The 12,761-nt window shown below is 62.4% G+C and carries 12 protein-coding genes and 1 pseudogene; 9 read left to right on the plus strand and 4 right to left on the minus strand.

Annotated features, from left to right (window positions below; genetic code table 11):
• Nucleotides 1-116 precede the first annotated feature (116 nt).
• Entirely contained in the window at nt 117-1,037 is a 921-nt protein-coding gene (locus tag NRG23_RS12175) for a dihydrodipicolinate synthase family protein (protein WP_016702111.1), read from the minus strand.
• Between the two features lie 456 nt (nt 1,038-1,493).
• Between NRG23_RS12175 and NRG23_RS12180 the strand changes: the two genes are divergently transcribed.
• The 8 genes from NRG23_RS12180 (at nt 1,494) to NRG23_RS12215 (ending at nt 9,170) form a co-directional block, all read left to right on the plus strand.
• On the plus strand, nt 1,494-2,426 hold the full coding sequence (locus NRG23_RS12180) for a 4-hydroxyproline epimerase (RefSeq protein ID WP_257374666.1): 933 nt from the start codon (nt 1,494-1,496) through the stop codon (nt 2,424-2,426).
• Nucleotides 2,423-3,556, plus strand: a complete 1,134-nt coding sequence (locus tag NRG23_RS12185; protein ID WP_135006303.1) for an FAD-binding oxidoreductase — start codon at nt 2,423-2,425, stop codon at nt 3,554-3,556. The genes NRG23_RS12180 and NRG23_RS12185 overlap by 4 nt, the downstream gene beginning before the upstream one ends.
• A complete protein-coding gene (locus NRG23_RS12190) occupies nt 3,553-3,786 on the plus strand; it encodes a 2Fe-2S iron-sulfur cluster-binding protein (protein WP_101281934.1) in 234 nt (77 codons plus the stop codon). The genes NRG23_RS12185 and NRG23_RS12190 overlap by 4 nt, the downstream gene beginning before the upstream one ends.
• On the plus strand, nt 3,783-5,045 hold the full coding sequence (locus NRG23_RS12195; protein WP_135006302.1) for an FAD/NAD(P)-binding oxidoreductase: 1,263 nt from the start codon (nt 3,783-3,785) through the stop codon (nt 5,043-5,045). Before NRG23_RS12190 ends, NRG23_RS12195 begins: the two co-directional genes overlap by 4 nt.
• A 112-nt stretch (nt 5,046-5,157) precedes the next feature.
• The gene (locus NRG23_RS12200; protein ID WP_009047456.1) at nt 5,158-5,934 is read left to right on the plus strand and encodes an AraC family transcriptional regulator; all 777 of its coding nucleotides are present in this window, start codon (nt 5,158-5,160) and stop codon (nt 5,932-5,934) included.
• Between the two features lie 403 nt (nt 5,935-6,337).
• A complete protein-coding gene (locus NRG23_RS12205; protein ID WP_009047455.1) occupies nt 6,338-7,567 on the plus strand; it encodes a dTDP-4-dehydrorhamnose 3,5-epimerase family protein in 1,230 nt (409 codons plus the stop codon).
• Nucleotides 7,568-7,618: 51 nt separating this feature from the next.
• Nucleotides 7,619-7,891 (plus strand): hypothetical protein, encoded by a 273-nt coding sequence (locus tag NRG23_RS12210; protein WP_009047454.1) that lies wholly within the window; start codon nt 7,619-7,621, stop codon nt 7,889-7,891.
• Between the two features lie 37 nt (nt 7,892-7,928).
• Nucleotides 7,929-9,170, plus strand: coding sequence for an MFS transporter (locus NRG23_RS12215; RefSeq protein WP_029526093.1), 1,242 nt, complete (start codon nt 7,929-7,931; stop codon nt 9,168-9,170).
• A 101-nt stretch (nt 9,171-9,271) separates the two neighbouring features.
• Here NRG23_RS12215 and NRG23_RS12220 read toward each other — a convergent pair.
• A pseudogene (locus tag NRG23_RS12220) lies at nt 9,272-9,502 on the minus strand (restriction endonuclease); the annotation flags it as partial.
• A 162-nt stretch (nt 9,503-9,664) separates the two neighbouring features.
• On the opposite strand from NRG23_RS12220, the gene NRG23_RS12225 reads away from it, so the two are divergent.
• Nucleotides 9,665-10,555 (plus strand): AarF/UbiB family protein, encoded by an 891-nt coding sequence (locus NRG23_RS12225; RefSeq protein ID WP_257374667.1) that lies wholly within the window; start codon nt 9,665-9,667, stop codon nt 10,553-10,555.
• 93 nt (nt 10,556-10,648) lie between these two features.
• Here the strand turns inward: NRG23_RS12225 and NRG23_RS12230 are convergent, their stop codons facing one another.
• Together NRG23_RS12230 and NRG23_RS12235 are read right to left on the minus strand one after the other, a co-directional pair.
• Entirely contained in the window at nt 10,649-11,173 is a 525-nt protein-coding gene (locus tag NRG23_RS12230; protein ID WP_009047451.1) for a DUF4142 domain-containing protein, read from the minus strand.
• Between the two features lie 138 nt (nt 11,174-11,311).
• Nucleotides 11,312-12,652, minus strand: coding sequence for a sensor domain-containing diguanylate cyclase (locus tag NRG23_RS12235; protein WP_009047450.1), 1,341 nt, complete (start codon nt 12,650-12,652; stop codon nt 11,312-11,314).
• Nucleotides 12,653-12,761 lie beyond the last annotated feature (109 nt).

Raw genomic sequence — 12,761 nt, forward strand, 5'->3', positions numbered from 1 at the left:
TTCCGCGGACGGGGTACCGACGTGGTGAAACACGGCACTGCGCGAGTACCTGATTGTTCTTCTCGTGGACCAGGACGCCCCGCAAGCCACTGCGCGGGGGCGTCCTGTCGGCGGGCCTACAGACCGACGTCGGGCAATTGCGGACGCTCGGCCAGGGCCTTGGCGACTATCGCCTTGACCTCGGCCAGGGTCTCGCCCTGCAGGGCCAGGCGCGGTGGGCGGGTGATCGAGGAGCCGCGACCGACCAGTTCCTCGCAGAGCTTGATGCACTGCACCAGGTCCGGACGCGCATCCAGGTGCAGCAGCGGCATGAACCAGCGGTACAGCGTCAGGGCCTCTTCAAAGCGTTTTTCCTTGGCCAGGCGGAACAGGGTCTCGCCCTCTTTCGGGAAGGCGTTGGACATGCCGGAGACCCAGCCTTCGGCGCCGACGGCGATGCTTTCCACCACCACGTCATCCAGGCCGGCGAACAGCACGAAGCGGTCACCCACGGCATTGCGCAGGTCGATGAAGCGCCGGGTGTCGCCGGAGGAGTCCTTGAAGCAGACGATGTTTTCGCAGTCCTGCAGGGCGATCAGCACGTCCGGGGTGACGTCGTTTTTGTAGATCGGCGGGTTGTTGTAGACCATCACCGGCAGGTCGGTGCCGGTGGCGATGCTGCGAAAGTGCGCGGCGGTCTCATGGGACTTGGCCGAATACACCAGGGCCGGCATCACCATTACCCCGTCGACCCCGACCTTGGCCGCTTCGCGCACGGTGTTGCGGGCGAACTCGGTGGTGAACTCGGCGATCCCGGCGATCACCGGTACGCGGCCGCCGGCGGCGTCCTTGGCGACCTCGATCACCGAGAGTTTTTCCGCGGTGCTCAGCGAGGTGTTTTCGCCCACGGTGCCGCACACCACCAGGCCCGACACGCCGTCGGCCACCAGGTTGCGCATGACGCTGTGGGTGGCGTCCAGGTCCAGGGAAAAGTCAGCTTTGAACTGGGTGCTGACAGCAGGGAACACACCGCTCCAGTGGATGGCTTTACGGCTCATGGTCTTGTCCTTGTTGGTTGAGTCGGCCGGGCCGACAGGCGTTGAAAACGAAAAACAGATTCCGCCTTTCGCCGCCCTGGAGCTTGAGGTTTTTCCCGCTCAAGCAAGACGAAATCGGCACATTCACCCAATCGTCCACAGACCTTTTCCGTCCATTGCACCTGCGCGCTACCCTCCTTCGACCCGCCTGAAATCCCCTGCACCTGTAGCCGCTGCCGAGGTACGAGGCTGCGATCGGCTGCGCAGCAGACGCAGAACCTGTATCCCCGATCTTTCTGTCACACCACGTCGTCCGATCTGGCGGACGCTGCGCGTCCGTGCGCAGCCTGCGGCAGCGGCTACAGGGTTGGCGGGAAACCCCACTGTGCCAATTTCGTCATCCGCCGCAGAGAAAACCCACAAGCGATACAGCCCTTTCCCGAGCCAATCTGTAGGCCTTTTCCGTCAGGTGCTGCCATGAAAAAAATAACCGTCATCGATTCACATACGGGGGGCGAGCCGACTCGCCTGGTTGTCGACGGCTTTCCCGACCTGGGCAGCGGTTCGATGGCCGAACGGCTGGCGATCCTGCAAGAGCGTCACGATCGCTGGCGCACGGCCTGCGTGCTGGAACCGCGGGGCAGCGACGTGCTGGTGGGGGCCCTGCTGTGCGAACCCCAGGCGGCGGATGCCTGTGCCGGGGTGATCTTCTTCAACAACAGCGGCTACCTGGGCATGTGCGGCCACGGCACCATCGGCCTGGTGCGCTCGCTGCATCACCTGGGCCGCATCGCGCCCGGCGTGCACCGTATCGAAACCCCGGTGGGCACCGTCAGCGCCACCCTGCATGACGACCTCTCGGTCAGCGTGCGTAACGTGCCGGCCTACCGATACCGCAGCGGCGTCGAGCTGCAGTTGCCCGGCCACGGCCCCGTCCGCGGCGATATCGCCTGGGGCGGCAACTGGTTCTTCCTGATCAGCGAGCATGGCCAGCGCATCGCCCTGGATAACGTCGAGGCCCTGACCCACTACACCTGGACCGTGCGCGAAGCCCTGGAGGCCGCCGGCATCAGCGGCGCCGACGGTGGTGTGATCGACCATATCGAGCTGTTCGCCGACGACCCGCACGCCGACAGCCGCAACTTCGTGTTGTGCCCCGGCAAGGCCTACGACCGCTCCCCCTGCGGCACCGGCACCAGCGCCAAGCTGGCCTGCCTGGCCGCCGACGGCAAGCTGGCGCCCGGGGCGATTTGGCGTCAGGCCAGTGTGATCGGCAGCCAGTTCAGCGCCCGCTACGAGCAGGCGGGCGAGCAGGTCATCCCGACCCTTCGCGGCACCGCCCATATCAGCGCCGAAGCCACTTTGCTGATCGAGGACAGCGATCCCTTCGCCTGGGGCATCGTCTCGTGAGCGAGCCGGCCGAAGCCGACGTGCTGGTGATTGGCGGCGGCATTGTCGGGGCCGCCTGCGCCCACGAAATGGCCCGCCGCGGCCTGCGGGTGCGGGTGCTCGACAACGCCAGCGGCGGCGCCACCGGCGCGGGCATGGGCCACCTGGTGGCGATGGACGACAACCCCGCCGAACTGGCGCTGAGTCATTACTCCATCGGCCTGTGGAACCAGCTGCGCACGCACCTGCCGGCCGCCTGCGCCTACCGCAATTGCGGCACCCTGTGGCTGGCGGCGGACCCGGCGGAAATGGACCTGGCCCGGGCCAAGCAGGCGACCCTGGCCCAACACGGCGTGGCAGGCGAATTGCTCGACAGCGCGACCCTGGCCGGACTCGAACCCATGTTACGCAAAGGTCTTGGCGGCGCCCTGAAGATTCCCGGCGACGGCATTCTCTACGCCCCGGCCACGGCCCATTGGCTGTTGCACAACACGCCTGGGATCAGCTGCGAGCGAGCCACGGTCAGCGCCATCGCCGCCCAGCGCGTGGAGCTGGATGACGGCCGTGTGCTGCGCGCCGAGTACGTGGTACTGGCCAACGGTCTGGCGGCCAGCAGCCTGCTGCCGGAGTTGCCGCTGCGGCCGAAGAAGGGCCACTTGCTGATCACCGATCGTTACCCCCGACAGGTGTCCCACCAACTGGTGGAGCTGGGCTACGCCGCCAGCGCCCACGCCAGCAACGGCACCTCGGTGGCGTTCAATGTGCAGCCACGGCCGACCGGGCAATTGCTGATCGGCTCGTCCCGCCAGTTCGACACTCTCGACCCGGCCATCGAGCCCGAGGTGCTGACGCCGATGCTGCAACGGGCCGTGGCCTATCTGCCGGGCCTGGCGCAATTGAACGGCATCCGCGCCTGGACCGGCTTTCGCGCCGCCACCCCGGACGGCCTGCCGATCCTTGGCGAACACCCGCGATACACCGGCCTGTGGCTGGCGGTCGGTCATGAAGGCCTGGGCGTCACCACCGCCCCCGGCAGTGGCCGGCTGTTGACCAGCCTGATGCTCGACGAACGGCCGGATATCGATGCCCATGCCTATCGCCCCGAACGCTTCGCCGAGCTGACCGCCACCCTGACAGGAAGCGCCCCATGATCATTTACCTGGACCGTCAGGCGCTGACCGTGGGCGCTGGCCTGAGCGTCGCCGCCGCCATCGCCGCCAGCGGCGACCCACGTACCCGAACCTCCTGCACCGGCCAGCCCCGGGCGCCCTTCTGCGGCATGGGCATCTGCCAGGAATGCCGCATGACCATCGACGGCCGGCGCCAACTGGCCTGCCAGACCCTGTGCCGCGAAGGCATGCACGTGGAGCGCACGCCATGAAGCAACAGCGCCTGAGCTGCGACATCCTTATCGTCGGCAGTGGCCCGGCCGGCCTCGCGGCCGCCCGGGCGGCGAGCCGCAGCGAGCTCTCCATCATCCTGCTCGACGACAACCCGCGCCCCGGCGGCCAGATCTGGCGCAATGGGCCCGGCGTCACGCTCCCCGGTATCGCCCGCGAAGCCTTGCAGGTGCTGCAACACCCGCGGCTGCGCTACCTGCCGGGCACCCGGGTGGTGGCCGGCGCCGGTGCCAATGCCCTGCTGCTGGAAGATGCCGAGCAGGCTCTGCTGGTCCACTACCAAAGCCTGATTCTGTGCTGCGGCGCCCGCGAACTGCTGCTGCCCTTCCCCGGCTGGACCTTGCCCGGAGTGACAGGCACCGGGGCCTTGCAGGCGCTACTGAAAAACGGCCTGGCCGTGGCCGGCGAGCGGGTGGTTATCGCCGGCAGCGGGCCGTTGCTGCTGGCCAGCGCCGCCACCGCCCGCCAGGCCGGTGCCCGGGTCGAGGCGGTCCTGGAACAGGCCCCGCTGGCCGCGCTGGCGACATTCACCGCCGGGCTCTGGCGCTGGCCGGCCAAGCTCGGCCAGGCTGTCGGGCTGGCCACCACTTCCTATCGCTGCAACGCCCATGTGCTCGAAGCCCTGGGCGACGATCGCCTGGAAGCGGTGCGCATCCAGCAGGGCGAACAGGTGCGGGAAATCCCCTGCGAGCGCCTCGCCTGCGGGTTCGGGCTGGTGCCCAACACCACCCTGGCCAGCCACCTCGGCTGCCAGCTGCAAGCCAACGCGATTGCGGTGGACCGTTACCAGGGCACCAGCCTCCCGCAGGTCTACGCGGCCGGCGAATGCACCGGGGTCGGCGGCAGCGAACTGGCGAGGGTCGAAGGCGAGATCGCCGGACTGGCCGCCAGCGGGCAGACCCGGGAGGCCACCGCGTTGATCCAGCGCCGGACCCATTGGCAGGCGTTCGCCGAGCGAGTGAGTGAAACCTTCGCCCTGCAACCGGCGCTTCTGCGCCTGGCGCGAGCTGATACGCTGCTGTGCCGCTGCGAGGATGTGCCCTACGCCGCCGTGGCTGGCGAAGCGGGCTGGAGCGAGGCCAAACTGCACAGCCGCTGCGGCATGGGTGCCTGCCAGGGGCGGGTTTGCGCCACGGCGGCACAGGCCCTGTTCGGCTGGACCGTACCGACACCACGAGCGCCCCTGGTGCCGGCGCGGATCGAGACCTTGCTGATGGAGTCGACGCCCGGCGCGAAGTGAAGAGCAGACCATTGCCGCTGGCCGCCCACCAATGGCGCCGCGGGATTCAAGGATGAGCCAGTAGACCCAAAGTCGCGGGGCGCGCCCCGCCCCCTAACAAGAGCAGCCCTTGATGATCGACACCGCTCAGCTGCACCGCCTGCCCGAAGCCATCGCCAGCCAGGCGCCCGAGGATATTCACGACCTGCTGGGCAGCATGGCCCTGGTGATCCCGCTGCTCGACACCCTGCCCAACGCGGTGTTTTTCATCAAGGACCTGCAGGCCCGCTACCTCACCGCCAACCTGACCCTGGCCCAGCGCTGCGGTTTCAAGAACGTCGCGCCGCTGCTGGGCAAGACCTCGGCCGAGGTGTTTCCCGCCGTGCTCGGCCCGGTCTATACCGAGCAGGACCAGCGCGTGCTGCGCCAGGGCATCACCATCAAGGGCCAGCTGGAACTGCACCTGTACGGCAGCCGCGAACCCGGCTGGTGCCTGACCCACAAGCTGCCGCTGCATGGGCGCGACGGGCGGATCATCGGCATGGCCGGCATCTCCCTCGACCTGCAGGCCGCCCGCGACGCGCACCCGGCCTACGAACGCCTGGCCGCGGTCGACCGGCATATCCGCGAGCACTACAACGAAGCCATCCGCCTTGACGACCTGACCCTCATCGCCGACCTGTCCATCGCCCAGCTGGAGCGCTACTGCAAACGCATCTTCCACCTCACCCCGCGGCAGATGATCCACAAAGTACGCCTGGAACACGCCTCGCGCCTGCTGCTCGGCGAACTGCCGATCACCGACGTCGCCCTGCAATGCGGCTACACCGACCACAGCGCCTTCAGCCGCCAGTTCAAGGCCCTGACCGGCGTCAGCCCACGGCAGTTCCGGCAGAACGCTGCGCACTGACCTGGGCAGCCCGCAGGCTGAAGTTTTATCGGATGAAGGAATACGCAGGGATTGAAACCGGAGACTGTCTGCAAAAAAGAAGTTTATTCCCTTCATCCGTCCATTCTCTTGAGCGATCTATTTTGGTTCGATCTAAGTACTTAACAAAAGAACATATGCTAGATCTGAAACATTCAAATCTATAACTTAATGTTCCATATGATTTTTATGATTCGCACTATTTTTGTGCCGTTGCGCACCATAAGATGGCGACCAGACAAATTCATAAACCCCACAAAAAAGTTATTGACAGCTTTCCATTAGACAAGCACTTTTCAGTGCCACAGCCGTTCACACAAACAACACCGAAGACGTCAGGACAGACGCTGGTGCAGATGCGTTTTCTCTATCGAAAGAGGGATCTATGTTCGAGGAAATTGGCAACGACACTCACCAGGCCGACTTTTTAATTCCAGGCCTCAGATTCGAAAAGAACTCTGTCAGTAATACCTATGCTGGAAACGGCTGGTTCAGTCGAAAATTAATGTCCAGCAAGGGTCCGCTCATATCAGACTTCGTCACTCATGAACCCGACTTCAGTTATTCAACCTATGGCATACATGTCGGCCAGGACGATCGCCTGACATTCATGGGGGAAAACGGCAAGAAAATAGAAGGCTTCTTTGTCGATTGCCGAGAAGGCAGTCCTAGTATCCATCAAGTTGTCCAACTCAGATTCTCGCCAAGCCTGTATCGACACTTGGTCATTCCACGAGGCGTGGCTCATACCTTCGATAACCTAGAGTACATTGTCACCCGGGACGAACCAGTCTGGCACTCGGATCAAGACAATGCAGCATGGAATCTGGACAACGATCTTGTTTCAGTCCCTCGTACTACGGAACTTGCAAAGTTTCCAATTATCAAGGCCAACAGATACCGCTTGCCCGATGAAGCCCATCGCTTTCTTTCGAAGATTTCCCAGTCTTTGCTGGAGAACCCCAAATCCTATCTGGCCCGATACCCGGTGACCATTCGCGGCGCCGAACAGTATGTGATGTTCGAGCCCAAGACCTGGTCGGACGATGCCCGCAGCGTCGCTGAACGATTGACGGACGAGGAGTTCTGCGGAGTACGGATAAAACGCAACCGCTATGCCCTGACTGGCGCCAGGTCCTATACGCTGGTGCCCAATACTGCCTCCTGCGTGGCCGACGTCCTGGTGCTTCCAACGTCCGTTCCGGGCACTCCTCACCAGTACTACTGGCACGCCAGAACGAAAAAAACCTATACCTTCCTCAATAATCAGGAACTGCAAATCGACTTGAACCTGATTGATTTCAGGCATGACTCCGCCACTTACGGTCAGCACAAGTCTCTCCAGATCATTTGTGATCCACGCACCAGCATTCATATCGAGCAAGGTATTGCCTACACGTTCAACTGCAGTAAACCGACGCTGGTTCGCTGTGAACATGAAGTCTTCGTCAGCCAGAATGAGCCACGCTCGGATATTCCCATGTTCGGTCAGGACTTGATTCCATTCGCTATCGACCAGCCCTATCCAAATATCAAACTACCTGACATGCGCTGCCCGGACATCCTGCTGTACAAGATGGCCAAGTTCGAGCAGCAGACACTGGAAAGAACTTAGTTTTGGGGTGTGCACCCAAGTTGCAAACTTACTTACACCATGGAGATTCACATGAAAGCAACTCAAGAAGCAGTATCCTGGAAAGAAGAGCTGGCTGATCTGGTTGGTTCTGCGCAAAACGCGGAAGAGTCTCTGGCTCTTGCAGCGTTCGAGAAAGCGCTGTCCCCTTACCTGCAAGAACCTGGAGCACTGCGTACACTCCTGGGCAAGATACAAGCCATGGAAATTGTTGCGCTGGACAGCCTTACATCCAAAAAGGAGTTCAACAGCATAGAAGAACTCCAATCGTTCTTGCCTGCCAACATCAAAGCCCTGGCTGCATGATACCGGGCATATAAAAAATTTAACGGATTAAATTTCTGTGCACACCTCTTTCAATTCAACGGCGCGGTCAGTGTGGTCCTTTGTGGCTTTGGGGGTATTACTTATACTTTCCGAAGCCATCTACGACCTGGTATTCGCCAACCTCGCCTATTCCATTAGCGGAACGACGCTCGCTGTTACCACCACCTACGCCGTCGGCTATAGTGCTGAAATACTGGTAACCCTGCTAGGCGCGGGTTTTATCGATCGTTTCAACAAATGGAAACTGTTCATTGCCACGCAACTGGCCAACATTGCGGTGTTTGCCCTGGCTGTTTTTGTCCTCAGGATCTACGACAGCTCCGTGGAGTGGGTGTGGTTTTTTGCCTTCTTCGTCGACCTGATCCATCAGTACTCACGGCTGATCATGTTTGCCTTGATCCCGTTCCTTTTCACCGCTGACAACATCCCCAGAATCAACGGCCTGCTCGCCACCTTCAATGGCATCGCCAGGACCCTGGGGCCGGTCATCGGCGCCCTGGTCATTTTCAACGTCGGCTTGTCGATCTCACTGCTGGCCTCCATTGCCTTCATGCTGGCGGCGCTCGCCTTGACGATCAGCCTGAGCGCCTTGAATGAGAAGACCTCGACCCTCGATATCTGCAGCACGTCGTTTGCCCAACGCTTCCAGGAAAGTGTCACCGGCGCATCAAGAGCCACCATCGATCTGTTGCGCGCTCCACGCTGGCGGTATTTCCTTGCCTCCTATGCCACCTGCCTGCTGGTGGTCAGCGTGCTGGCGCTGCTGTGGGTCCCCTTGCTGCGGGGCTTTCATGGTTTTTCTGAAGCACAGACCGGCTACCTGTTCTCAGTTGGAGCAGCAGGCGCCATAGCCGGCGGACTCGCCTTGCGCGCCAGTGGCCAGGCCTCCCGGGTGCCGGGCACGATATTGCTGTCCCACCTGATCATGATCTCGGGGGTCTGCATCACGTTATGTCTGCGCGGCAACCTCTGGCTCGCGGGCACCGGCATGTTCGTGTTCCAGTTCGGTACCACGCTGTATTTTCGTACCACAGCCAGTGCCATCCAGCTCACCGTACCCAAGGAAATCATTGGCAGCTGGTATGGCTCGATAGACTTCATCAGCCGCTTTGCCGGACTCGTGGGCATTCTGCTGGCGGGTTGGGCCTACGATAAGCTCGGGACCTACGCCATCTACTCGATCCTCTTACTCTTGCTGGCACTGAGCAGTTTCAACTGGCGCGGCAGTCGCCAGGCTCGCTGGTTGGTCAATACCTGAGGCTGTGCCCCCTCGGTCCGTCTCAGTGCCCATGACCTGAAGCATGGGCACTTTGCGCGAAAGCCTCCTTGCCCGATGTTACTCGAGCAGCTCGCTGCATAGCTCGTCAGCATCTTGTCGTCCTCTGCTTCTGCATCATCGTTATCGGCATTCCCTGCTCCGAAGGCGCAGGCAACCGCAAGAGACGGCTGGATAGCACCACTCATTGCAGACCTGAGACGATCATTGATTTGATCATTGAGAAATTGACCCACCATTTTTCGAGTCAGCTCATAAAACTGTTCCCGGACTTTTTGGGTAATCACTCCGTCGTACACCCGCGATGCAAAGACATGGTTTTTTCCAGCGCCAGGGCACGCCGGCCGCACAACCCGGATCAATTTCGTGAACGCCAGGACTTGCGATGAATTATGATGCGCGCCCTTTCGGCTCGCGTTTCAGCGCAGGCTCACAGCGCCACCCCCTCGTTCGCCATCCAAGGCCAGGAACCCTACATGCTTCACCTCAGGAGCTTCACCCGAACGCTGCATCGGCAGCAGATCGATGGCGTGACCTTCCATTTCGATCCATCCCACCGGCACGAACTGGACACGCTGCTACGGCGTTTTTTGGCCAAGCCCGAGCAATACCCCACGCTGGATATTCCGGAAGACACTCGGGGCGTGTTCCTGCTCGAAGGCGAACGCCAATGGGTGCTCAAGCGCAACCGCCTGACTCACTGGAAAAAGCAGCTGCAGAACTTCCTCGGGCTCAAGCGCAGCTTCGGCCTGCACGACCTGACCAACGAATTCATCAACCTGTCGGTGGTGTCGGGCAAATCCGCCCTCTCGCCCCAGGTCTCGGCATTTGGCTACAAAGGGCGTTTTCCCTTCCTGCGCGAAGAGTACTTGCTGGTGGGTTTCTGGGCGGACCATTGCAGCGTCGACGACCGCTTGCTGGCTCATCCCGAGCAGGCTGAAACCCTGTTGCCGGCGATCTTCCGGCTGTTCGGCCAGATGCTCGACGACGACTTCGTGCATATGGACCCTCACCCGAAAAACATTCTGCTCGCCGCCGATGGCCGACTGCGCCTGATCGACTTCGAGTGCTGCGCCCACTCGGTGCTCGACCGCGACTTCAGCCTGGGTTTCCTGCTGGGTTACTTCTACCGCTTCTGGTTCCGGCGCTTCATCTCGCAGCAGGATTACGACCGGCTTTGCGAGGCCTACCTGAACGCGGAGCAACCCCACCTGGACCGCACCATCTTCCAGCCGGTGTACCAGCGCTTTCGCGACCAAACCGTCTCCCGCAGCACGCGCTACCGCATCCTCACCTGTGCCCGGGCACAAGCGGCATTCCAGCGTGAAATCAGCGGTCTGCCCGAGCAAGCGCGGAAGCCGAGTTGAATCGATATTGAACAATGCCTGGGGGAAACGGCGGCACTGGACGCGGTGCGCCTTCAGGTCATGCCCAAAGACACATCAGCGGCAGAGCCCCACTCAGCCATCCAACTGATCCAGGGCCCGGCCAGCCTTGAGGGCCTTGGCCATTTGTAGGTGGTTTTGCAGTTTCGGCAGGGTCTCTTCGGCAAAGGCCTTGAGTTCCGGTACCTCGGTGATTTCGGCCTGTTGCTGGATCTGCTCGATGGCCTCTTCGGTGGCCTTGACCTGGCTCTCGGCATAGGCGGCGTCGAAGGCTTCGCCTTCCGGGACCTCGGGGATCAGCGCCTTGGCCTTGCTGATCACTTCTTCCCTAGGCGCCACGGGCAGGTCGAGCTTTTTGGCGATTTTCGCCAGGTGCTGGTTGGCGGTGGTGCGGTCGTTGATGACCACGATGGTGTAGTCCTTGACGGCCTTGGAGGACGTCTTCTGGTGGGCCAGACGACTGGCCTCGATGTCTGCCATGCCCTTGGCCGAGGCGTCATCGATAAACTCCGCGGGGGACTGGGCGAACGCCGCGCTGGCGCTCAGGCCGAGCAGCAGCGCGAGGCAGGTGCGGGACAGATGGGTGGCCATGAAGCTCATGGTGTCGGCCTCCTTTGATCAGGTGACGGCGCACGGCGCCTGCACAGAGTGAGAGTTTTCAGGCCATCGAAGGTTTGAAAAAGTTGCATCGGCCACGACGAACGGTTGGCAAAAAAACGGCCAGCTCCGCCGCTTCCATCAAGCGCGGGATGGGCTTCGCTGGGCGCGCTTGGCCGCGTACATCGCCTCGTCGGCGTGCTTGAACAACTGCTTTTCGTCATGGCCGTGTTCGGGGAACAGGCCGATACCGATGCTCGGCAGAATGCTCAGCTGATGGCCGTCCAGGCGCAGCGGCTCGTTGAGTGCCTGGCGAATCTTTCCGGCGACGATGCCGGCATCTTCCGCGTGCTGGATACAGCCGAGCAGCACCACGAACTCATCGCCACCGATCCGCGCCACGGTATCGCTTTCGCGCACGCAGGCCTTGAGCCGGTTGGCCACAGCCTGCAACAGCATGTCACCCACGGCGTGGCCAAGTGTGTCGTTGACCTGCTTGAACCGGTCCAGGTCGACATAGAGCAAGGCCATGCGCCCGGACTCGCGACGGGCTCGGGCCAGGGCGTTGCGCAGGCGCTCGCGTAGCAGTTCGCGGTTGGGCAACTGGGTCAGCTGGTCGTACTGGGCCATGTACTGCAGGCGCGCATGCAGCTGCTTGCGCTCGATGGCGGTGGCGAGCTGGGCGCAGACGTATTGCAGCAACTCCTTGTCCTGCTCGGTGTATCGCTCGTCGCCCGGCGCGCTCTTGACGATCAGCGCGCCGATGGTGCCCTTCTGCGAATTCAGCGGCACACCGAGCCAGCAGGGTGAATGCGGGTCGGCGCTGGCATCCGGCAGCGGCACATAATCGTCAGGGGTCAGCAGCAACGGCTGGCCACTGCGGATCACCTCGGCACACAGGCTGCCGGTCAGCGTGCCCGGCTGCTCCGGGCAACGCTCGCGGTCGTCGACGTGATAGGGAAAGCTCAGCGCCTGGCATTGCTCGTCGTACAGCGCGACGGAGAAATTCAGCGCCGGCAGCCATTCCCCGATGATCCGGTGCACGCGCCGGAACAACGCCAGCAGGTCCTCGGCGGCATGGGCCGCTTCGGAAATTGCATACAGCGCCGCCTGCCGCGACTCGGCCTGCTTGCGTTCGGTGATGTCGCGGGCCACGGCGATGCGCAGCTGGTCGACCTCGGACCAGCGCGCCGACCAGAGGATATGTGCGACCTGCCCGTCCTTGCGCAGGTAACGGTTCTCGAAGTTGGGCATGGGTTCGCCGGCCATGATCCGCTCGGCGGCCTGCAAGGTGCGCGCACGGTCCGCGGGGTGCACCAGCTCGATCATGCGCCGGCCGACCAGCTCGTCCGGCGTATAACCGAAGATCCGCTCGCAGGCGGCGCTGACGAAGACGAAACGGCCTTCGACATCCACCGCGCAGACGGCATCCAGCAGAAGGTCGATGAAACTGGCCAGGGGCGCGGAGTTGTTGGTTGCCATCAGGGAACGACACTGCCTGTGAAGATAAAGCGCCGAGTATCAATCCCTGGGTTCCGGCAGCGGCGCAAAGCCGCTGCTTGTCCGTGACTGTCGCAACCTTGCGAACAGC

Source organism: Pseudomonas sp. T8 (genome assembly GCF_024610635.1).
GTDB classification, from domain to species: domain Bacteria; phylum Pseudomonadota; class Gammaproteobacteria; order Pseudomonadales; family Pseudomonadaceae; genus Aquipseudomonas; species Aquipseudomonas chlororaphis_I.

Bases quoted from the DNA above. Each gene is read 5' to 3' on its own strand.
- NRG23_RS12175 (WP_016702111.1), bottom strand. From the start codon at position 1,037: ATGAGCCGTAAAGCCATCCACTGGAGCGGTGTGTTCCCTGCTGTCAGC.
- NRG23_RS12210 (WP_009047454.1), top strand. From the start codon at position 7,619: ATGAAAGCAACTCAAGAAGCAGTATCCTGGAAAGAAGAGCTGGCTGAT.
- NRG23_RS12195 (WP_135006302.1), top strand. From the start codon at position 3,783: ATGAAGCAACAGCGCCTGAGCTGCGACATCCTTATCGTCGGCAGTGGC.
- NRG23_RS12190 (WP_101281934.1), top strand. From the start codon at position 3,553: ATGATCATTTACCTGGACCGTCAGGCGCTGACCGTGGGCGCTGGCCTG.
- NRG23_RS12230 (WP_009047451.1), bottom strand. From the start codon at position 11,173: ATGAGCTTCATGGCCACCCATCTGTCCCGCACCTGCCTCGCGCTGCTG.
- NRG23_RS12205 (WP_009047455.1), top strand. From the start codon at position 6,338: ATGTTCGAGGAAATTGGCAACGACACTCACCAGGCCGACTTTTTAATT.
- NRG23_RS12225 (WP_257374667.1), top strand. From the start codon at position 9,665: ATGCTTCACCTCAGGAGCTTCACCCGAACGCTGCATCGGCAGCAGATC.
- NRG23_RS12235 (WP_009047450.1), bottom strand. From the start codon at position 12,652: ATGGCAACCAACAACTCCGCGCCCCTGGCCAGTTTCATCGACCTTCTG.
- NRG23_RS12180 (WP_257374666.1), top strand. From the start codon at position 1,494: ATGAAAAAAATAACCGTCATCGATTCACATACGGGGGGCGAGCCGACT.
- NRG23_RS12200 (WP_009047456.1), top strand. From the start codon at position 5,158: ATGATCGACACCGCTCAGCTGCACCGCCTGCCCGAAGCCATCGCCAGC.